At 70.7% G+C, this 19,568-nt stretch carries 19 protein-coding genes and 4 tRNA genes; 8 read left to right on the forward strand and 15 right to left on the reverse strand.

The window, feature by feature from the left end; all coding sequences use genetic code 11:
- Nucleotides 1-15: 15 nt before the first annotated feature.
- Genes pdxT through pgsA form a run of 3 tightly spaced genes read right to left on the reverse strand, consistent with a single transcriptional unit; the run spans nt 16 to nt 2,197 of the window.
- The gene (gene pdxT / locus ACQ1X7_RS15825) at nt 16-612 is read right to left on the reverse strand and encodes a pyridoxal 5'-phosphate synthase glutaminase subunit PdxT (protein ID WP_432479187.1); all 597 of its coding nucleotides are present in this window, start codon (nt 610-612) and stop codon (nt 16-18) included.
- Entirely contained in the window at nt 609-1,541 is a 933-nt protein-coding gene (gene pdxS, locus ACQ1X7_RS15830) for a pyridoxal 5'-phosphate synthase lyase subunit PdxS (RefSeq protein WP_432479188.1), read from the reverse strand. Before pdxS ends, pdxT begins: the two co-directional genes overlap by 4 nt.
- Nucleotides 1,542-1,573: 32 nt before the next feature.
- Complete coding sequence (gene pgsA / locus ACQ1X7_RS15835) at nt 1,574-2,197, reverse strand: phosphatidylinositol phosphate synthase (RefSeq protein ID WP_432479189.1); 624 nt, start codon at nt 2,195-2,197, stop codon at nt 1,574-1,576.
- A 67-nt stretch (nt 2,198-2,264) separates the two neighbouring features.
- Here pgsA and ACQ1X7_RS15840 point away from each other — a divergent pair, with 67 nt between their 5' ends.
- A complete protein-coding gene (locus ACQ1X7_RS15840; RefSeq protein ID WP_432479190.1) occupies nt 2,265-4,256 on the forward strand; it encodes an alpha/beta fold hydrolase in 1,992 nt (663 codons plus the stop codon).
- 211 nt (nt 4,257-4,467) lie between these two features.
- On the opposite strand, the gene ACQ1X7_RS15845 is transcribed toward ACQ1X7_RS15840, so the two are convergent.
- The 9 genes from ACQ1X7_RS15845 to ACQ1X7_RS15885 form a co-directional block, all read right to left on the reverse strand.
- A complete protein-coding gene (locus ACQ1X7_RS15845; protein ID WP_432479191.1) occupies nt 4,468-5,013 on the reverse strand; it encodes a hypothetical protein in 546 nt (181 codons plus the stop codon).
- Between the two features lie 133 nt (nt 5,014-5,146).
- On the reverse strand, nt 5,147-5,686 hold the full coding sequence (locus ACQ1X7_RS15850; RefSeq protein WP_432479192.1) for an HIT family protein: 540 nt from the start codon (nt 5,684-5,686) through the stop codon (nt 5,147-5,149).
- A 23-nt stretch (nt 5,687-5,709) separates the two neighbouring features.
- Nucleotides 5,710-7,725, reverse strand: coding sequence for a threonine--tRNA ligase (gene thrS / locus ACQ1X7_RS15855; RefSeq protein WP_432479193.1), 2,016 nt, complete (start codon nt 7,723-7,725; stop codon nt 5,710-5,712).
- A gap of 84 nt (nt 7,726-7,809) precedes the next feature.
- On the reverse strand, nt 7,810-8,574 hold the full coding sequence (locus tag ACQ1X7_RS15860; protein ID WP_432479194.1) for a hypothetical protein: 765 nt from the start codon (nt 8,572-8,574) through the stop codon (nt 7,810-7,812).
- A gap of 56 nt (nt 8,575-8,630) precedes the next feature.
- Entirely contained in the window at nt 8,631-9,965 is a 1,335-nt protein-coding gene (locus tag ACQ1X7_RS15865) for an MFS transporter (protein ID WP_432479195.1), read from the reverse strand.
- Nucleotides 9,966-10,041: 76 nt separating this feature from the next.
- Complete coding sequence (locus ACQ1X7_RS15870) at nt 10,042-10,524, reverse strand: hypothetical protein (RefSeq protein ID WP_432479196.1); 483 nt, start codon at nt 10,522-10,524, stop codon at nt 10,042-10,044.
- Nucleotides 10,525-10,615: 91 nt separating this feature from the next.
- Nucleotides 10,616-10,687: transfer RNA gene (locus tag ACQ1X7_RS15875), tRNA-Val, on the reverse strand.
- A 52-nt stretch (nt 10,688-10,739) separates the two neighbouring features.
- A complete protein-coding gene (locus tag ACQ1X7_RS15880; protein WP_432479197.1) occupies nt 10,740-11,249 on the reverse strand; it encodes a PGPGW domain-containing protein in 510 nt (169 codons plus the stop codon).
- A 96-nt stretch (nt 11,250-11,345) separates the two neighbouring features.
- On the reverse strand, nt 11,346-12,167 hold the full coding sequence (locus ACQ1X7_RS15885) for an aminotransferase class IV (RefSeq protein WP_432479198.1): 822 nt from the start codon (nt 12,165-12,167) through the stop codon (nt 11,346-11,348).
- A gap of 102 nt (nt 12,168-12,269) precedes the next feature.
- Here ACQ1X7_RS15885 and ACQ1X7_RS15890 point away from each other — a divergent pair.
- The 4 genes from ACQ1X7_RS15890 (at nt 12,270) to ACQ1X7_RS15905 (ending at nt 13,659) form a co-directional block, all read left to right on the forward strand.
- Nucleotides 12,270-12,342 (forward strand) — tRNA-Gly (locus tag ACQ1X7_RS15890).
- 29 nt (nt 12,343-12,371) lie between these two features.
- Nucleotides 12,372-12,442: transfer RNA gene (locus tag ACQ1X7_RS15895), tRNA-Cys, on the forward strand.
- Between the two features lie 28 nt (nt 12,443-12,470).
- Nucleotides 12,471-12,545, forward strand: a tRNA-Val gene (locus ACQ1X7_RS15900).
- A gap of 454 nt (nt 12,546-12,999) precedes the next feature.
- Nucleotides 13,000-13,659, forward strand: a complete 660-nt coding sequence (locus ACQ1X7_RS15905; RefSeq protein WP_432479199.1) for a LuxR C-terminal-related transcriptional regulator — start codon at nt 13,000-13,002, stop codon at nt 13,657-13,659.
- 34 nt (nt 13,660-13,693) lie between these two features.
- Here the strand turns inward: ACQ1X7_RS15905 and ACQ1X7_RS15910 are convergent, their stop codons facing one another.
- Both ACQ1X7_RS15910 and ACQ1X7_RS15915 read right to left on the reverse strand, forming a co-directional pair.
- Nucleotides 13,694-13,972: a GlsB/YeaQ/YmgE family stress response membrane protein gene (locus ACQ1X7_RS15910; RefSeq protein WP_432479200.1), complete on the reverse strand. Its 279-nt coding sequence runs from the start codon at nt 13,970-13,972 to the stop codon at nt 13,694-13,696.
- Nucleotides 13,973-14,125: 153 nt separating this feature from the next.
- The gene (locus ACQ1X7_RS15915; protein WP_432479201.1) at nt 14,126-15,550 is read right to left on the reverse strand and encodes a trypsin-like peptidase domain-containing protein; all 1,425 of its coding nucleotides are present in this window, start codon (nt 15,548-15,550) and stop codon (nt 14,126-14,128) included.
- Nucleotides 15,551-15,892: 342 nt separating this feature from the next.
- On the opposite strand from ACQ1X7_RS15915, the gene ACQ1X7_RS15920 reads away from it, so the two are divergent.
- The 3 genes from ACQ1X7_RS15920 to ACQ1X7_RS15930 are packed head-to-tail and all read left to right on the forward strand — an operon-like array spanning nt 15,893 to nt 18,851.
- Nucleotides 15,893-17,668: a PLAT/LH2 domain-containing protein gene (locus ACQ1X7_RS15920; protein ID WP_432479202.1), complete on the forward strand. Its 1,776-nt coding sequence runs from the start codon at nt 15,893-15,895 to the stop codon at nt 17,666-17,668.
- Between the two features lie 14 nt (nt 17,669-17,682).
- Nucleotides 17,683-18,171 (forward strand): HEAT repeat domain-containing protein, encoded by a 489-nt coding sequence (locus ACQ1X7_RS15925; RefSeq protein ID WP_432479203.1) that lies wholly within the window; start codon nt 17,683-17,685, stop codon nt 18,169-18,171.
- A 26-nt stretch (nt 18,172-18,197) separates the two neighbouring features.
- Complete coding sequence (locus ACQ1X7_RS15930) at nt 18,198-18,851, forward strand: hypothetical protein (protein WP_432479204.1); 654 nt, start codon at nt 18,198-18,200, stop codon at nt 18,849-18,851.
- Nucleotides 18,852-18,855: 4 nt separating this feature from the next.
- On the opposite strand, the gene ACQ1X7_RS15935 is transcribed toward ACQ1X7_RS15930, so the two are convergent.
- Nucleotides 18,856-19,515, reverse strand: a complete 660-nt coding sequence (locus ACQ1X7_RS15935; protein ID WP_432479205.1) for a hypothetical protein — start codon at nt 19,513-19,515, stop codon at nt 18,856-18,858.
- Nucleotides 19,516-19,568 lie beyond the last annotated feature (53 nt).

The raw sequence follows: 19,568 nt of genomic DNA on the forward strand, positions 1-19,568 counted from the left end.
ACGTTCGTTCGGTCGTCAGTCTGGGATCAGGTCCACGAGCAGCCGGTGCACCCGGTCGTCGCCGCCCCACTCGGGGTGGAACGACGTCGCCAGCAGGTGCCGCTCCCGGACCGCGACGATCCTACCGGCGGCCTCACCGTCGGCCACGCGCGCGAGGACCTCGACGCCCTTGCCGACCTGCTCGACCCACGGCGCCCGGATGAACACCGCGTGGACCGGCCGGTCCAGGCCCTCGAACGCGATGTCGCCCTCGAAGGAGTCGACCTGGCGGCCGAAGGCGTTCCGCCGGACGGTGACGTCGAGCCCGCCGAGGGTCTCCTGGCCCGCGACGCCGTCCTCGATCCGGTCGGCGAGCAGGATCATGCCGGCGCAGGTCCCGAGGGTCGGCATCCCGTCGGCGAGCCTCTTGCGGATCGGCTCGAGCAGGTCGAAGGTCCGGGCCAGCTTGGCCATCGTCGTCGACTCGCCACCGGGCAGCACCAGCGCGTCGCACCGGTCGAGCTCGGCGGCCCGGCGTACGCCGATCGCCCGCACGCCCAGCCCGTCGAGCACCTGGAGGTGCTCCCGGACGTCGCCCTGCAGGGCGAAGACGCCGACCGTGGGCTGCTTCACCAGCCCCGCTCGGCGAGGCGGTGGGGCGCCGGGACGTCCTCGACGTTGATCCCGACCAGCGCCTCGCCCAGCCCGCGGCTCACCTTGGCGACGACGTCGGGGTCGTCGTAGAACGTCGTCGCCTTCACGATCGCCTCGGCCCGCTCGGCGGGGTTGCCGGACTTGAAGATGCCGGACCCGACGAAGACGCCCTCGGCACCGAGCTGCATCATCATCGCCGCATCGGCGGGCGTGGCGATGCCGCCGGCGGTGAACAGCACCACCGGGAGCGTGCCGGCCTCGGCGACCTCCCTGACCAGGTCGTACGGCGCCTGCAGCTCCTTCGCCGCGACGTACAGCTCGTCGTCGACCAGCCCGCTGAGCCAGCGGATCTCGGCGCGGATGGTCCGCATGTGGGTGACGGCGTTCGAGACGTCACCGGTGCCGGCCTCGCCCTTGGAGCGGATCATGGCCGCGCCCTCGGTGATCCGGCGCAGCGCCTCGCCCAGGTTGGTCGCCCCGCAGACGAAGGGCACCGTGAACGCCCACTTGTCGATGTGGTGGGCGTAGTCGGCCGGGGTCAGCACCTCGGACTCGTCGACGTAGTCGACGCCGAGCGACTGCAGCACCTGGGCCTCGGCGAAGTGACCGATCCGGGCCTTGGCCATCACCGGGATCGAGACGGCCTCGATGATCCCGTCGATCATGTCGGGGTCGCTCATCCGGGAGACGCCGCCCTGCGCCCGGATGTCGGCCGGCACGCGCTCCAGCGCCATCACGGCGACCGCGCCGGCATCCTCGGCGATCTTCGCCTGCTCGGGGGTGACGACGTCCATGATCACGCCGCCCTTGAGCATCTCCGCCATGCCGCGCTTGACGCGCGACGTCCCGGTGTGGGGTGCCTGCTCAGGAGTGCCCGGGGACGGGTGCTGTGTGCTGCTCTCGGCCATGCCTGAATGGTACGGCGGCGGCGCCCGGCGCCCTACTCGGGGAGCGGTCCCTCGGCGAGCGCCTGCCGCCGCACCTTGAGCACCCGGTAGCCCACCGTGTAGGTGCTCGCCAGCGCCAGCACCCACAACGTGGCCTCGTAGAGGATCGGGAGGCCGAGCACGTCGCCGAAGAAGGTGAGCACCAGGATCGCCACCAGTCGGTCGGCCCGCTCGGCGAGCCCGCCGCGTGCGTCCATCCCGAGCGACTCGGCGCGGGCGCGGGAGTAGGAGGTGACCGACCCCATCACCAAGCACCAGAGCGCCACGCAGAGGTAGAGGTAGTCGTCGCCCGGGCCGGCGAAGTAGAGCACCAGCCCGCCGAAGACCGCACCGTCCCCGATCCGGTCGAGGGTGGAGTCCCAGAAGGCCCCGAACTTCGAGGTCCGCCCGCTCAGCCGCGCCATCTGACCGTCGATCAGGTCGCTGAAGACGAAGCAGGTGATCACCAGGACGCCCTGCCAGAGCAGGCCGAGCGGGAAGAACACGAGCGCCCCCGCGGCCACGCCGAGGGTGCCGACGAGGGTCACGACGTCGGGGCTGATCCCGAGCTTGAGGAACAGCCGGACGAAAGGCGCGAGGACCACGCCCTGCCAGAACTGCTTGAACCGGTCCAACATGGTGGCCCGCAGGCTACCCGCGGCGGTCTCCGTGACAACTCGTGGCACCGCCCTCCATGATGTGCCGGTGAGCGTCCGTGGCCGGAACCGCGCGCTCGGGTGGTTCGTCGCCACGGCCTGCCTGCTCGGACTCCTGGCCGGGGTGGGCCGGACGGCGGACGCCTCCCCCGCCCCCGGCCGCCAGTCCGGCCCGACAGCGGTCGAGGGTCGCGTGGAGGTCGGCGACCTGACGCTGCGGCCGTGCCGGGTGGTCGCCCGGGCGCTGTGCGGGTCGGTCCGCCGCAGGTGGGACCCCGACGACCCGTCGGCCGGCCGGGTCCGGGTCGGGTTCGCCTTCGTCCCGGCCCGGCAGGGCCCGGCGACCGGGACGCTCGTCGCCCGCGAGGGCGGACCCGGCTACGCGACCACGGCGTCCGGGACGTCGTACGTGCGGATGTACGACGGCCTGATGCGACGGCGCAACCTGCTGCTCCTCGACCAGCGGGGCACCGGACGCTCCGAGCCGATCGACTGCCCGGGCATGCAGGACCTCCGGACCCGCTTCGCCGTCGCCGCCGGCAGGTGCGGTCGCACCCTGGGCGACCTCGCCGACGACTACTCCACCGAGCGGTCCGCCGACGACCTGGCCGCGGTGATCGAACGGCTCGGACTCGACGGCGTCGACCTGTACGGCGACTCCTACGGCACCTTCTTCGCCCAGGTGTTCGCCGGCCGGCACCCCGACCTGGTGCGCTCGGTGGTGCTCGACGCCGCCTACCCGACGTACGGCGAGACCGGCTGGTACCCCACCTCACCCCCCACGATGCGCACCGCGTTCGACCTCGCGTGCTCGCGCTCGCCCGCCTGTCGGCGGGAGGGTGCCCCGTTCCTGACCACGCTCGAGCGGGTCCTCGACCGGGTGCGGGAGGAGCCGTGGCGGGGCTGGTCGCACGATGCGGACGGGCGCCGGATGCGGGTGCGGGTCTCCCCGAGGAACCTGGTCAGCGTCGCGTTCGCGGCGACGTACACCCCGTCCTTCTACCGGGAGATGACCGCAGCGATGCGCAACGCGCTGCGGGGTGACCGGGCACCGCTGCTGCGCCTGGTGGCGGAGGCGGTGGGCGGCGGCACCGACTCCGGGGCCGCCCGGTTCTACAGCGGCGGGCTGGAGGCCGCGGTGTCGTGCCACGACTACCCGACCGTCTACCCGATGACCCTGCCGCCGGGGAAGGCCCGCGAGGACGCGCTCGAGCAGGCGCTGCGCCGACGGACCCGCCGGGCTCCCGACACCTTCGCGCCGTTCACCGTGCGGGAGTACGCGCGCTCGGCTTGGCAGGGCCTGGACTGGTGCACGCGCTGGCCGACCGCGCCTGCCTCGAACCCTGCCGGCCCGGTGCGGCCGCCGGGCGGCGCGTACCCGGACGTCCCGGTGCTGGTCCTGGTCGGCGAGCTCGACTCGATCACCACCCCGGCCGAGGGGCTGATGGTCGTCGACCAGTTCCCGGACGCCACGATGGTGGAGGTCCGCAACAGCTTCCACGTCACCGCGATCGGCGACACCGACGACTGCGCGGTGCGGATCATGCGGGCCTTCGTCCGGGAACCCGAGACCCAGCCCGACGCCGACCGGCGCGCGTGCGCCGAGCAGGTGGAGCCGATCCGCACCCCGGGTGTCTTCCCGGTGCGGCTGGCCGACGTCCGCGCGGCGCGGGGCGACGCGGCACTCCGGGTCCGGCGCGCGGGCGCCGCCGCGGCCGACACGGTCGTCGACCTGTTCGACCGCTGGTGGAACAACTACTCCGGCCACGGGGTCGGGCTTCGGGGCGGCACCTGGACCTACCGGGGCGGTCGCGTGGTCCGGTTCCGGCTGGACGGCGTCCGGCAGGTGCGGGACCTCGCGGTCAGCGGCACCGCGGTGTGGGACCGGTACGCCGAGAGGGTGCGCGTCGAGCTGACCCTGGCCGGCGCCGTCACGGGCCGTCTCCGCGGCGGCTGGGACACCCGTGAGTGGGGAGCTGAGGCGGGGCTCCGCGGACGGATCGGCGGCCGGCCGGTGCGGCTGCGGCTGCCCGCGCCCTGAGGAGCTCCGCCCCGAGACAGGCGAAACCGGGACCCGCACGGGCGGACCCCGGTCTCGAAGCGCCGATGAGCGGCGTCAGCTCTTGCGGATCCGCATGTGTCCCCCTCCACACAGTTCGACCGCCCCCCGCGGTCGAGCTCTGCTCGGAGACTACGACGCCGGACCCCTCCTGCGCATCCGCAATTTCCCGGATTGAGACGGCGGGCGTCCCTCACCCCATGAGCACGGGCAGCACGTCCGCGCAGAAGTCGTCCGTCCTGCCGGTCGACTCCTTGAGCACCGTGAACGATCCCTCGATCTCCTCGCCGGTCTCCTCGTCCACCTCGATCCGGAACCGGAACTGGCCCGGGTTCCTGGAGATCGCCTTGCCGTCCGGCCCGTACGTCGACTCCGGCCCGGTGCCGAGGACAGTGATCAGCAGGGTGTCGCCGAGGTCCACGATCTTGAGGTCCTTGAACATCGGCTTGGACACCCGGGTGACCGTGACGTCGCCCAGGGTGTGGGTCTCGGTGACCACCTGGTGCTCGGTGTAGAAGTCGACGCCTCGACGGCTGTGGATCTGGAGGACCGACTCGAACAACCCCTCGATCACGACCTCGTCCTCGATGCCGCAGTAGTCCTCCGCGACGAACGAGTAGGGCTCGCTGATGGTCTCCTTGTGCGGCTTGACCGCCTGCGCGGTCGGCATCGGCGCCACCGTGGCGCACGCGAGCCCCGCCGTGGCCAGGGCCCCTGTCATCGCTCGTCGGATCTTCATGGGTCCCCCTGTCGCCTCGGTCACAGAGCCCCCCATGACCGACCCTCGCGGCGGCCGACCAAGTATCAACTGACCACGGTAGCGGCGGGAGGAGCGGACCCGCATCGCCGATTTTGGCGTGCCTGCGGAGTGATCAGCCCCACGCCGAGGCCAGCAGCTCCCGGGTGTCGCCCAGCAGCTGCGGCAGCGTGCGGGTGCGGCCGATGATCGGCAGGAAGTTGGCGTCGCCGACCCACCGGGGCACGACGTGCTGGTGCAGGTGGGCGCGGATGCCGGCGCCCCCGGCCCGCCCCTGGTTCATGCCGATGTTGAAGCCCTCGGCCCGCGACACCGACCGCAGCACCGTCATCGCCCGCTTGGTCAGCTGCCCGATCTCGACCAGCTCGGCATCCGTGGTGTCGGTGTAGTCGGGGATGTGCCGGTAGGGGCAGACCATGAGGTGCCCCGCGGCGTACGGGAACAGGTTGAGCACGACGTACGCCGTGTCGCCGCGGTGGACCACCAGGCCCGCCTCGTCGTCGCGAGTCGGGATCCGGCAGAACGGGCACTCCTCCTCGCCCGTGCCCGACGGGCGCTCGTCGCCGCGGACGTAGGCCATCCGGTACGGCGTCCAGAGTCTCTCCAGCTGATCGGGCTCTCCCGCCCCGTCCTGGCGCACGACATCATCGGCCATGGACGCAACTCTAGGAGCAGCCCTCAGACCTGACCCTTGGTGGCGACCGCGTTGGCGACCCGCTGGATCGCCTCGTCGACCGGGACGCCGTTCTCCTGGTGGCCGTCGCGGTAGCGGAAGGAGACCGCGTGGGCGGCCACGTCGTCGTCGCCGGCGATCACCATGAACGGCACCTTCTGGACCTGGGCGTTGCGGATCTTCTTCTGCATCCGGTCGTCGGAGTCGTCGACCTCGACCCTCAGGCCCATCGCCCGCATCTGGTCGGCCACCTCCTGGAGGTAGTCGTGGTGCCGCTCGGCGATCGGGATGCCCTGCACCTGCACCGGCGCCAGCCAGGGCGGGAACGCGCCGGCGTAGTGCTCGACGAGGACGCCGATGAACCGCTCGATGGAGCCGAACTTGGCGGAGTGGATCATCACCGGCTGCTGGCGCGAGCCGTCGGCCGCCTGGTACTCCAGCCCGAAGCCCTTCGGCTGGCTGAAGTCGTACTGGATGGTGGCGAGCTGCCAGGTGCGGCCGATCGCGTCGCGTGCCTGCACCGAGATCTTGGGGCCGTAGAACGCTGCGCCGCCGGGGTCGGGCACCAGCTCGAGGCCGGTCTCGACGGCGGCGCGCTCGAGCACCTCGGTCGCCTCGGCCCAGTCGTCGTCGGACCCGATGAACTTGTCCTTGTTGCGGTCGTCGCGGGTCGACATCTCGAGGTAGAAGTCGTCGAGGCCGAAGTCCTGCAGCAGCGACAGCACGAACCCCAGCAGGTGCTTGACCTCGTCGGGCGCCTGCTCCTTGGTGACGTAGGAGTGGGAGTCGTCCTGGGTCATCCCGCGCACCCGGGTGAGACCGTGCACCACCCCGGACTTCTCGAACCGGTAGACGCCGCCGAACTCGAACAGCCGGAGCGGCAGCTCGCGGTAGGACCGGCCACGGCTCTGGTAGATCAGGTTGTGCATCGGGCAGTTCATCGCCTTGAGCCGGTACTCCGCGCCCTCCATCTTCATGGGCGGGTACATGGTGTCGGCGTAGTACGGCAGGTGACCGGAGGTGTGGAACAGCCCGTCCTTGCTGATGTGGGGGGTGCCGACGTACTGGAAGCCCTCCTCGATGTGGCGCCGCCGGACGTAGTCCTCCATCTCGCGCTTGATGACCCCGCCCTTGGGGTGGAAGACCACCAGGCCGGAGCCGAGCTCGTCGGGGAAGGAGTAGAGGTCGAGGTCGCGGCCGAGCTTGCGGTGGTCGCGCTTCTCGGCCTCCTCGAGCCGGTGGAGGTGCTCGGCGAGCGCCTCCTTGGACTCCCAGGCGGTGCCGTAGATGCGCTGCAGCTGCTGGTTCTTCTCGTCGCCGCGCCAGTACGCCGCAGCGACCCGCATCAGCTTGAACGCCGGGATCCGCTTGGTGGTCGGCAGGTGGGGGCCGCGGCACAGGTCGGACCACGCGACCTCGCCGTTGCGTCGGACGTTGTCGTAGATGGTGAGCTCGCCGGCGCCCACCTCGACCGAGGCGCCCTCCGCATCCAGCAGAGCGTCGTCGCCCTTGGCCTCCTGGCCGCCCTTGAGACCGATCAGCTCGACCTTGTAGGGCTCGTCCTTCAGCTCGTCGAGAGCCTCGGCGTCGGTGGTGACCCGACGCTCGAAGCGCTGGTTCTCCTTGATGATCCTGCGCATCGCGGTCTCGAGCTTGTCGAGGTCGGCGGGGTGGAAGGGCTCGGCGACGTCGAAGTCGTAGTAGAACCCGTCGGTGACCGGCGGCCCGATCCCGAGCCTGGCCTCCGGCCACAGCTGCTGCACCGCCTGCGCGAGCACGTGGGCGGTGGAGTGGCGGAGGATGTCGCGGCCGTCGGGGCTGTCGATCGCCACCGGCTCGACGTCGTCGCCGTCGGCCAGCTCGTGGGACAGGTCCCGCAGCTCGCCCGCGACGCGGGCCGCCACCACGTCCCTGTCGTCGGCGAAGAGCTCCCACGCCTTGGTGCCGGCCGTGACCGTCCGCTCCTCGCGCGCCCCTGATCCGGTGGCGCCGGCGAGCACGGCGATCTTGATGTCGGACACGATGGGGACTCCTCGGTCGGGCTTCGCGGACCTGTCGAGCCTAACGGTGCCCGGTGGGTGGGCTCACGCCGATATCGACGAGCGTCACGTGCCGCCGCCGTCGCCTCCGCCGCCGTCGAACCCTCCTCCGCCGAAGTCGATGCCGCCGACGTCGCCGCCGTACCCGGTGTGGTCCATGTAGGGAGCGGACCCGAGGTCGGGGGCCGTGTAGATCCACGCCATCGCGACCCCGCCCGCCGCCGCGTCGGACGGGAAGTAGCCCTGGCTGTAGGGGTGGAAGCGGGCCCCGGCCTCCCAGTACGGAACCCTGCGGGTGCCGATCTGCACGGTGCGCACCTCGGGCTTCTCGCGGGCCGCGAGCTGGGTCGCACAACGGGTGCAGGCCGGGACCCTGCGGGTCCCGATCCGCGGGCTGGTCCACGTCACGTCGCGGGCCGACGGGCCGTGCTGCGGGTTGAAGAAGCACGGCACCCGGAGCTCCGGCACGGGCTCGCCCGCGAGGCGGGCGCGGACGCAGACCATGGCGTAGCGGCCGGTGGCGAGGGTGTCGACGAGGGTGCTGATCTCGTCGATGTGCGACAACCGCGGCGCATCCCACTTCGCGCGCTCGTAGGCGTCGAGCGCGGTCTGGTAGTCGGTGTGGGTGACCTCGTCCAGGGTGCGTTCGCCGACGGTGTCGCCGAGGCGTCGGAGCTGGTCACCGAAGACCGTGACGTCCTCGTCGGCGAGCTTGCGGACCTGCTCGAGCTCGACGGCCCGCTGCCGCCGGTCGTCGCGCGCGGCGATCAGCCGGCGTACGCCGTACACCCCCGCGCCCCCGGCGGCCGCGATCGCGAGCAGCCACTCCATGTGTCGTGTCTATCAGGCAGGGGCCGGTTCTGCGAGGGTGGCGGAGTCATCCGGTGTCAGGCGGACCCCACCAGGGGCGTGTCCGCGTCGATGTCGACCGAGCGGGTGTCGGTGAGGGCGTACATGCACACGAACGACAGGATGGCCATGGCGCACACGTAGATCGCGATCGACATCGACGTGCCGGTGGCGTCGAACAACGCGACCGACACGATCGGCCCGAGCGCGCCGCCGAAGATCGCGCCGCCCTGGTAGCCCAGCGACGCACCGGAGTAGCGCAGCCGGGTCGAGAACAGCTCGGCGTACATCGCCGCCATCGGGCCGTAGCCCATCGCGAGGAACCCGGCGAGGGCGAGCGTGTGGGTCACGGCGAACCCGAGCAGCGACCCGGCATCCACGCTCCAGAAGACGAGGAACGCGGACACCCCCATCCCGAGACAGCCGATCAGATAGAGGCTCCGGCGCCCCACCCGGTCCGAGAGGGCACCCCAGGCCGGGATGCTGAGGAAGGTCACCGCGCTCGAGAACAGCAGCACCGCGATCACCTCGCCGCGAGAGAAGCCGACATCCGGCGCGGTGGCGTAGGAGATGATGTAGGAGACCAGGATGTAGAAGTACGAGTTGATGATGATGAAGGCACCCGCCGCCAGCAGCACCTGCTTCGCGTGGTGCTTGAACACCTCCACGATCGGCACCTTGGCCTCGGTCTTCTCGGCCTTGACCTTGGCGAACCCGGGGCTCTCCATGATCTTCAGCCGGATCACCAGCCCGACCGCGACCAGCACGATGCTGAACACGAACGGGATCCGCCAGCCCCACGCCTCGAAGCTCTCGTCGGGCATCGCAGCGAGCAGGAGGAAGGCGGCGTTGGACAGGATCAGGCCGGCCGGTACGCCCATCTGGGGCCAGCTCCCGTAGAAGCCGCGGCGGCCCGGCGGCGCGTGCTCCACCGCCATCAGGACGGCGCCGCCCCACTCCCCGCCGACGCCGAGCCCCTGGATGAAGCGCAGCACGGTCAGCAGGACGGGGGCGAGCACCCCGATCTGGGCGTACGTCGGCAGGATGCCGATCGCGAACGTCGCCAGCCCCATCATGGTCAGCGTCGCGATGAGCATCGACTTGCGGCCGATGCGGTCGCCGAAGTGCCCGAAGACCGCACCGCCCACCGGCCGCGCGAAGAACCCGACCCCGAAGGTCGCGAACGACAGCAGGGTGCCGGTCACCGGATCCTGGGAGGGGAAGAACAGGGCGGGGAACACCAGGGCGGCTGCGGTGCCGTAGATGAAGAAGTCGTACCACTCGATCGTGGTACCGATCAGGCTCGCGGCGGCGACCTTCTTGATGTCCGAGGTCTGTCTGGCCGTCTCGTCCGTGCGCTGTGCTTGTGACATGCGGTCTCCCGAGTAGTACCGAGCCCCCGAGTGTGACCCCGAACCTAGGGAAGTCGCCGGTGGGGGTCAATGGGTGTCACGAGGTCAGGGCGTCGATGACGTCCTTGCTGTGCGTCAGCGGGATCCGGTTCCCCTCGAGCTCGATCCGGGACCCGCTCGTGGTGTCGATGAGCTCCAGGACGCGGACGTTGACCCGCTGGTGGACCTTCACCTCCAGGTCCGAGCGCGGGACCCGGAACACGATCCCGCCCGCCTCGCTGTGCCGGGTGGCGGCCGCGAAGCCGCACACGTGCGCCTCCGTGACGCCCACCAGCATGCCGCCCGGGAGCCCGGACGACGCGTCGTGGATGTGCATCCCGGCCAGCGCTCCACCGGCCGTCCCCACGGAGTCGGCCAGCCCGCCCAGCGACCCCGTCAGGGTGTCACCGACGAGCCCGCCGGCGAACATGCTCCCCGTGTGGCCGCGCGGCATGAACTGGCCGGCGGCGACCACCTGTTCCGGCACCCCGAGCTTGCGCAGGGCGGTCTCGACGACCTGGACCATCGTCTCCTCGGACACGGCAGTGACCCCTCCCCTGGCCCAGCCGGGCGCGAGGCCAGGCTCCGGAGCATCCGTCACAGCGACAGGACGGAGGACCACACAATTCGGGTGGGCGATACTGGGTTCGAACCAGTGACCTCTTCGGTGTGAACGAAGCGCGCTACCACTGCGCCAATCGCCCCTGCGTGCGGCGGGAACTCTACATCGCCACCGAGCGGGCCACGAAACCGACGTCAGCCCGTGGTCTGCCCGGCGTTCTTGCGCGGCCGCGCGGCCGCGTCGGCCTCCTTGATCGCCTCGTCGAGGCGGCGGATCTCGTCGGGGCGACCGTGGTAGCGGTTGAAGCTGTAGACGATGAGCGCCAGCGCGATGCCTGCGGAGGCGACCTGGGTGAGGCCGGTCCACATGCCTCCGGGCAGCCACAGCGCCTCGGAGAGCGGCCACCAGCCGGGGGCGGGCGGGTAGGCGATCCAGAGGATGCCGCACGCCACCAGGATGACCACCCCCAGCAGCGACAGCGTGATCTTCGGCCACGACGCCACTCCCTCGGCTGCGCCCTTGAGTGCCCGAAGCTTGACCGGCTCGACCCGACGGTCTGCCCAGTCGTACTGCTGGGACAGCAGGGCCAGGCCGGCGAAGATGCCGAGCAGCCCGGGGCCGGGGAGGAAGATGGCCGCCACCCCGAGGAGGAGCAGCGTCCAGCCCAAGGTCTCGAGCACGACGCGCTTGGCGGTACTGCTCACCACCGCTGGTCCCCCTCCCGGCTCACGCTGCGAGCCTATCCGGCGGGCGAAGCGCAGCGGGAGATTGCCCACAGGTGTCACGCATCCCTGCTCGGTTCACGGGTCGGGGTGCTCGGCCTCGCGCTTCGCCCAGGTGGCCCGGGCGTCCGCGGTGATCGGTCCGGGCGCGGGGAGCTCACGGTCGCCCCAGCGCGACACGCCCTGTACGTCGCGGGTGGTCGAGGCGAGGAACACCTCGCTGGCCCGCTCGGCCACCTCGATCGGCTCGTCGACCTCGACCGCTCCGCACCAGTCGACGAGCAGCGCCCGCGTCACCCCGGCCAGGCAGCCGCTGGCCAGGCTGGGGGTCCGCAGCTCACCGTCGACGACGTAGAACACGTTGGTGCCGGTGCCCTCGCAGAGATGACCGGCCAGGTTCGGGAAGACGGCCTCGCTCGCACCGCGCTCCTCGGCGTACGCCAAGGCCCGGACGTTCTCGCCGTACGACGTGGTCTTGAGGCCGGCCAGTGCCCCCCGCTCGTTGCGGGGCCACGGCACCGTCACCACAGCGGTCGTCTCGGGTGCCGGCTCCATCGACGAGGCCGCGACGACCAGCGTGGGCTCGCCTCCGACCCGCGGCGAGCCCAGCGGGGCCCGCCCCGCCGTGTAGGTGATGCGCACCCGCCCCAGGGGCATCGGCTCGCCCTCCAGGACAGCGGCGACACCCCGCCGTACGGCGGCGTCGTCGACGTCCGGCAGGCCCAGCCCGGAGGCGCTGCGGGCGAGCCGCTGCAGGTGCCGGGTGAGCGCGAACGGGACGCTGTCGACGACCTTGATCGCCTCGAAGACACCGTCTCCGACGGTCAGTCCGTGGTCGTCGATCGCCACCGCTGGGGCACTCGGATCGGGCAGCATCTGGCCGTTCACCCACGCGCGCATGGGCCTCACTCTAGGAGCCGACACGAGGGCCCCCGTCGGATTTTGACCCGTCGGGGGCATGGGCTACTGTTCTGACCGCACCGGCCCCGGGCCGGTCCGCAAGCGGACGTAGCTCAGTTGGTAGAGCGCAACCTTGCCAAGGTTGAGGTCGCGAGTTCGAGCCTCGTCGTCCGCTCGGAGAGGTCCACCAGCATTGGCCTCCACGGTGGGTTGGCCGAGAGGCGAGGCAACGGACTGCAAATCCGTCTACACGGGTTCAAATCCCGTACCCACCTCGGGCACCCACCCACAACTCAAGACCACGGGCGATTGGCGCAGCGGTAGCGCGCTTCCTTGACACGGAAGAGGTCACTGGTTCAAACCCAGTATCGCCCACCAGCGTTCACGCGGGTCGGCCCCTCAGCCTGACCCTCACGGCCGGGCTGAGGGGCCTTCGTTGCACGCAGGCCCCGCCGCCCCCCCGAACGACGGGTTCCACCCCCGAGTTCCATGACTCCCCTACAGCCTTGAGTGAGGTCACAGGGGATCCGGTGCACTGCCAACAGTGCCCCAGCCCTGCAGTCGGCAGCCTCACCCGGAGTAGTGAGATTCCGAAAGTGTGGGGGCCGCCGTCAGATCGCAGGCTCCGGCCGTACGCGAGGTGCGTAGTCCATGAGGCGGCCGGAGCCTGCGGCCGACCCCAGGTGTCCTGGACGACGTGCCTGGGGACGGGCTCATCCGACGGGGATTGTGCCCGCTGGCGAACGGCAGAGCTGTACCCAGAGCCCTGTGAAGATATGCGTTCCACGGGACCCACACGTGACAACGCGGCAGTGCTGTCTAGGATCTCCTCGTGAATCCGACCCGGGTGATGGTGGTCGCCGATCAAGAAGTCGTCAGCAGCGGGTTGGTCGCGGTGCTCGAGCAGCTGGCAGGCCTGAGCGTCGGCGCCGGCACGGTCGCCGACCCAGCCATTGACGAGGCCCACGTGGTCCTCTACGACGTGGCGGCACTCGCTGAGCACGACAGTCGGCAGCTCGACCAGTTGGTCAAGGAGCACGACTGCGCGGTGCTCGCCGTGACACGCGACCTGCGCCCCGACCTGGCGGACGTGGCTCTCGAGCACGGGGTCGACGGGTGTGTCTCGCTCGGCGCTTCAGCCGAGGTGTTCGCTGCCGCCGTGGAAGCGGCCGCCTGGGGCGACCTGCACGGGTCGGAGAGCATCGATGCTCCCGACTTCACCGCGAACCCGGCCCGCGCCGTCGGCGAGACCGAGCTCGACGAGCTCCGCACCGCGGGGCTGACACCGCGAGAACACGATGTACTGCGCTTGATCACTCGAGGCTCGAGCAACCAAGAGATCGCGGACCAGTTGTTCCTCTCCATCAACTCGGTCAAGACCTACGTCCGCTCGGCCTACCGGCGCATCGGCGTCGACTCACGCAGTCAGGCAGTGGCGTGGGGGGTCCACCACGGACTCGAGAACGGGCCACGCACGGAGGGGGACGAATGACAGCCGGCGAAGCTCGGCTGTGACACCGATCGCGTCACGTCAGTTTCGACTTCATCTTCGCAGTCTTGGATGTGTTCCGGCCCGTGACCGTGGAGGCGATCACGACCAGCACGGCCGCGACCAGGATCGCCACGATCCAGCGCACCCAGTCGACACCGGAAGTGGTGTCGCCGCCGAAGGCGTCGTACACGAACCAACCGAGGAGGACCCCGCCGATCCCGCACACGATCGTGAGCCAGATCGGGATGTTGTCCTTGTCTCCTGGTGCCACGAACTTGCCGAGCAGGCCGATGATGACGCCCGCGATGAGCACACCGAGGATTTACATGGTGGGTCCCTCCCTTGTAGAGCCCAGGGCCGCGGTCACGACCATGGGAGAAGTACCCCTGGCCGCCATTCCCAAACCACGGCATGACCCGAGCGTGACGGCGCTGCTGGAGCAGACCGCGTCACAGAGGACGACCGATCAGGCCATGCCAGCCCCGCAGTTGCCGCAGAACTTCTGCCCCGCGGGCACCCCCTGACCACAGGATCCGCACACTGGTTCGGCGGTCACCATCGGCCCGATCGGCTGGGTATCAGTCGTCAAGGGCGCGACGAACCCCAGGGGTTCGCCCGCGTCCTTCGGTGTTGCCGCCACCACCGCGGCCTCCTGTGGTGGGGCGGGAATGACCTGGGACTGCACCGGGACTGAGGGCGGGGTGGGGACCTGGGCGGGAACCGGAGCAGGCGTGCGGTTCCGATGCCGGTACACCAGGAATCCGGCGACGCCCACGAGCAGCACCAGGAGCACAGCGAGGCCGACCCATACCCATGTCATCGGGATCCCGGTGTCCTCCTGCGCCGGAGGTGGTGGCGGGTCGGGCAGTGCCTGTGCCCGCTCCAGGTAGTCGATCACGATGTCGTTGGAGGGCTGGGCTTCCTTGACCGCGCTGAGCATGGTCACCGCGGTTTCCTTGTCGCCGGCGAAGTAGGCGTCCAGGCCGACCCGCAGGTCCTGACTGTCCTGGCTCAGCTCGTTCTCCACGCCTTCGGTGGCCATCAGCTCCAGGATCCGCTGGCTGGTGCCCACGAAGTTGAAGCTCTGCGGCTCGTTGCGGTTGCCGAAGGAGTTGGTGCCGACCACCTGACCCTCGGCGTTGACGGTCGGCCCGCCCGACATCCCGGGCGAGACCGCGGCGTCGATCTCGTAGACCGGGATGTCACCGGTGGTCTTCTGGGCCGAGATCGTGCCTGTCTTGATCGAGGGGTGGTAGTCGGCGTCAGTGACGTCCTGCACGCTGCCCGCGTAGCCGACAGAGCCGATCGGGGTGCCGACGTCCACCGCGGTGTCACCCGGCACCAGCAGCAGCGCGTTCATCTCGGGCTCGTTGACCTTGAGCAGCGCCGCGTCGCCCTGCTGGAACTCCGAGTACTCCATCACCCGCGCCGGGGCCCCTTCCTCGGCCTCCAGGCCGGAGACGTTCGCTCCCCACCAGGCTTCGACGTACCGGTCCGGCTTGCCGGTGGCCCCGGTGCGGTCGGAGGACTCGGTGCGCAGGTACTTGTCCCAGTAGGCGCGCACCGTCGACTCGGTGACGTTGATGCCACGCCAGTAGCCGTTGCTCAGCGAGATCTCGGTGGCCCGGTCCACGAAGGCGTCACGGACAGTGGTGCCGACGTACCCCTCCCCCTTGTAGGACACGCAGTGCCCGGCGGTGGCGATCCAACCCTCCGGATTCACCACGTAGCCGGTGCATTGGCCACCGACCGGGGTGGACAGGCCCTCACCGGCTCTGTTGGTGACCAGCCACCGGTCCTGGTAGGTGTCGTACAGCCACGCCTCGAAGGTGATCGTCAGATAGACCACTGACGAGCGGACGTACGGGTCGATCTTCTGCTCCGGGGTCACCACCGGGGCCCCGCTGGCCTCCGTAGGCGCGGTCGGGCTCGGTGACGGCGAGACGGTCTCTCCCGCGATGCCGGGTGACCCCCCCGCACACGTCAGCAGCAGAACCGACCCCACTACGGTCACGAATCGCCTCATGACGCCCCCTCCCCCAAGGGTTCTGCATAGTGATGCGAGGCTAGATGCAGGAGCCGATCGGGGCTATCGCCCATCTTGGGGAAGTCCCACGTGACCTGCGGACATGCGCGACGGTCCCGGCATCACTGGCCCCCGGGGGCGATCCGTGGTATCCGTGGAGTTTCCCCCCGCGCGCTGACGACCTCGGGCTCGCGAAGGAGATGCCACATGGCGACCGTCGACTCGCTGGTCGTCGAGGTTCGCACCGCCGCCGATCCGACGGCGGGGACCGACGACCAGGTGTTCTTCGACATCGGCACCCGCCAGTGGCGCCTCGACCGGGTCGGACGCGACGACTTCCGGCCGGGCGCCACCGACACGTTCGACCTGACGCTCAACTCAGCGCTCGACACCTCCGACATCCGCAAGATCGGGCTCACCAAGAACGGCTGGAACGGGTGGCGCCCGTCGCGGATCACGGTGACCGTCAACGGGGACGAGCTCTACCGCGGGACCATCGAGATCTGGCTCGACCAGGGCAGCGACGCCCACCAGACCGCCGGGGTGGTGTGGGAGGCTGCCGACTTCCCGCCGCGCGTCGCGGACCGGGCCGTGGTCGTGCGGGACATCGTGGTGATGACCAGGACGGCCACGCCGCAGCCCGCGGGCACCGACGACCGGGTGTTCTTCACCGTGGGCACGCGCGAGTGGCAGCTCGACCACCGCACCCGTAACGACCGTGAGCCCGGAGCTCTCGAGACCTACCTCATCCGAGACATCGAGAACCTGCGGATGGACGGCATCCGAGAGGTGGGCCTGCGCAAGACCGGCACCGACGGGTGGCGACCCGAGGAGATCCTGGTCTGGGTGAACGACCCCGACCAGGTGGCAGGCCCGCTGTACGAGGGCACCGTCTCGCACTGGCTGGACGGCGGGCCGGGTGCGCAGCTGCGCCACGGCCTCACGTGGACCGCCCCCGACTATCCCCAGCCCGTACCGATCTCCGACGAGCCCGATGCGCCGGTCACCGCGCTCAGGGTCGAGATTCGCACCGGCGCCGAGCGGTACTCGCCGACGGACGACGAGGTGTACCTCGACATCGGGACCAGGGAGTGGCTGCTCGACAACCCGACGAGGAACGACTTCGAGTCCGGGAACACCGACGTCTTCGAGCTCGAGCCCCACGCGGGGATGCAGCGCTCGGACATCCGACGCCTCTCGCTGCGCAAGACCGGGACGAACGGGTGGCGACCGCGGCGCGTGAGGCTCTTCGTCAACGCGGACGCGACGCCGTTGTTCGACGGCGATGCCGACCTGTTCCTCGACAGCGGGGACGACGCGTCGGAGAAGTACGGACTGCGATGGACCGCCCGGGGCTTCGACCTCGAGGTCCCCGTCGCGTGCCACCTGGTCGTTGGCACCGTCGACACCACGATCCGACCTGGCCGGACCGCCACCGCCTCGGCGACGCTGTTCGACAACCTCAACACCGCGAGCTACCGGCAGCGCCGCGGCTCCGCGAACGCGATCTGGACTCAGGCGCGCGTGCGGTTCCGGGTGGTCAGCTTCGACGAGGTGGCCGTGGCCGACGCCAACGCGCAGATGATGCCCGATTCCACCGACGGCTTCGTCGCGATGCGGGCGGTCGCGGCGGACAACAACGTGCAGGACGTGGTCAACGCCTACTTCGTGCGCGCCACCGGCACGGGGAGCAACTGGCAGGTGGGCGGAGACGACCCGGCCGTGTGGGTGCAGGACACCCGCGGCGGCCTGACCGTCAACACCGGACCCAACTTCGAGCGCGTGGCCGTCTCGCTCGCCCACGAGCTCGGTCACTTCCTCGGTCTGCCGCACAGCTGCGACGACGCCAACGGTGACCCCTGCACAAACGCCGAACAGGTCGACCTGATGATGGGCGACGGAACCGACCAGACCTCCGTGCAGCTGTCCACGGCGGAGATCACCACCGCGTACGCCAACGCCGCCCAGGCGCTCGCCGAGTGAGGAGAGGGACTCCCATGCCCGAGACGACGCTCGACGACCGGGTGCGACGGCTGCTGCTCGCCGAGCACTTCGACGACCGTACCCGCCAGCGGCTCCGCGACCTCGGAGACGTCGCGCTCGAGGGCCTGCGCGCCTGCGCCCGGGGACCCGACCGGGGTGAGGCGGCCGTCCTGAAGGCCCGCGCCCTCGTCGCGCTCGGGGACTGGCCGGCGGACGAGGCGGTCGACACGTTGGCGGGCGCCCTCGACGACCGGCGCCTGGAGAACCGGATGCGCGCGGCGGCCGCCCTCGGCGACGTCGCCACCGACCGAGCCGTGTCCGTGCTCGCGGACCGTGCGGAGCACTGTGATGACGGTGTGGAGCTCGCCGCCATCGCACGGTCGCTCGCCAGGATCGACCGGGACGACGCACACGAGGCCCTCGGACGCCTCCGGACCTCGGTCGCGACGGACGACGTACGCCGACAGGTCGACCTCCTTCTCGACGAACGGTCGGCGGACTGATCCCGGCGTATCCGCGCTGCCGGACGATGCGGACCATCGTCGTGGCCGTGGCCGGCGCCCTCGCGTGCCTCCAGTGGCTGGGTCGGACCTACGGCTCGACTCCCGAGGAACGACGCCGGCCGATGCCCGGCGACGAGCTGGTACGCCACCCGCAGACCGTCGCCAACCACGCGGTCACCATCCCGGCACCCCCCGAGCAGGTCTGGCCATGGCTCGTGCAGGTGGGCTGGCACCGCGGCGGCTGGTACACGGCACGGTGGGTGGACGCACTCCTGTTCCCGGACAACCGTCCGAGCGCGGACCGGGTGCTGCCCCAGTACCAGCGGCTCGAGGTGGGCGACTTCGTGCCGGACGGACCGCCCTCGTCGGAGTGCGGGTTCGTCGTCCACGACGTCCGGACCGCGGAACACCTGGTGCTCGCGTCGTCCAGCCACCTCCCCCTGACCTGGCGTCAACGGGGGCTCGCGGGCGTCTGGTGGACCTGGGCGTTCGTGCTGACCCCCGTCGACACCGCGTCCGGACCCGGCACCCGCCTGCTGTTCCGGTGGCGGGCCCGCACCCGGCCCTGGTGGCTCACCGTGGGCGCCGCCGCGCTCGTCGTCCCGGCCGACTTCGTCATGTCACGCGACATGCTGCGCGGCATCCGCCGCCGTGCGGCGACCCGCCGGCCGGGACCGTGAGGGCTCAGCCCACCTGCTCGGCTGCGACGTCACAGACGTCGACGTCGATCAGCGGGTGGGGTCCGACCACCTTGACGACGTCGAAGCTCAGGCTGGTGCCCCCGGGCTGGTGGTCGCCGAGGGTGTCGAACAGGTTCTCGTAGACGGCGAGCCCGGCGGTGCGGTAGAGCACCCGGCCGTCGGCGTCGCGCAGCCGGTCGTGGCCCCGCTCGACCGCGGTGAAGCGGTAGACCGGGCCGACCAGGCCCTCGGGCGGCACCAGGTCGTCGGGGACGTCGGAGTTGGGGACGAAGTCGGCCCGCACCTCCTGGAAGCGGTACCGGCCCCGCCAGACGAGCAGCACCTCGCCGGTCGACGCATCCGACCAGATCTCCTCGAACCGGAAGCGGTCCTTGAGAAGGAAGGCCTGGTCGTCACTGCCGTTCACGACGCGCACCGAGTCGACGCCCTGGTAGTCGTAGGCGACGCTGACGTCGACGTCCGCGCACTCCGGGTCGAAGGTGCCGGTGTTGTGGTACGGCGCCGGGCGCTGGTAGTAGTCACCGGCCTGGTCGGGCTTCCCCGTGGCGCCCGCCGGACTCCCCACCAGTCCCAGCGACAGGACCACCGCCGCTCCCAGGGCGAGAAGACGCCGGATCGAGTGCGCGGACGGTGCGTATGACATGGTGCCCCCCGGTTTCGATGGCCCCATGTCCCGTTTCGATGGCCCCATGTCCC

Origin of the sequence: Nocardioides sp. GXQ0305 (assembly GCF_050880345.1) — a bacterium.
GTDB lineage: Bacteria > Actinomycetota > Actinomycetes > Propionibacteriales > Nocardioidaceae > Nocardioides.

Coding starts and splice junctions, on each gene's coding strand:
- pdxS (WP_432479188.1), bottom strand. CDS start 1,541: ATGGCCGAGAGCAGCACACAGCACCCGTCCCCGGGCACTCCTGAGCAG.
- pgsA (WP_432479189.1), bottom strand. CDS start 2,197: ATGTTGGACCGGTTCAAGCAGTTCTGGCAGGGCGTGGTCCTCGCGCCT.
- ACQ1X7_RS15845 (WP_432479191.1), bottom strand. CDS start 5,013: ATGAAGATCCGACGAGCGATGACAGGGGCCCTGGCCACGGCGGGGCTC.
- ACQ1X7_RS15850 (WP_432479192.1), bottom strand. CDS start 5,686: ATGGCCGATGATGTCGTGCGCCAGGACGGGGCGGGAGAGCCCGATCAG.
- ACQ1X7_RS15860 (WP_432479194.1), bottom strand. CDS start 8,574: ATGGAGTGGCTGCTCGCGATCGCGGCCGCCGGGGGCGCGGGGGTGTAC.
- ACQ1X7_RS15865 (WP_432479195.1), bottom strand. CDS start 9,965: ATGTCACAAGCACAGCGCACGGACGAGACGGCCAGACAGACCTCGGAC.
- ACQ1X7_RS15885 (WP_432479198.1), bottom strand. CDS start 12,167: ATGCGCGCGTGGGTGAACGGCCAGATGCTGCCCGATCCGAGTGCCCCA.
- ACQ1X7_RS15920 (WP_432479202.1), top strand. CDS start 15,893: ATGGCGACCGTCGACTCGCTGGTCGTCGAGGTTCGCACCGCCGCCGAT.
- ACQ1X7_RS15925 (WP_432479203.1), top strand. CDS start 17,683: ATGCCCGAGACGACGCTCGACGACCGGGTGCGACGGCTGCTGCTCGCC.
- ACQ1X7_RS15930 (WP_432479204.1), top strand. CDS start 18,198: ATGCGGACCATCGTCGTGGCCGTGGCCGGCGCCCTCGCGTGCCTCCAG.
- ACQ1X7_RS15935 (WP_432479205.1), bottom strand. CDS start 19,515: ATGTCATACGCACCGTCCGCGCACTCGATCCGGCGTCTTCTCGCCCTG.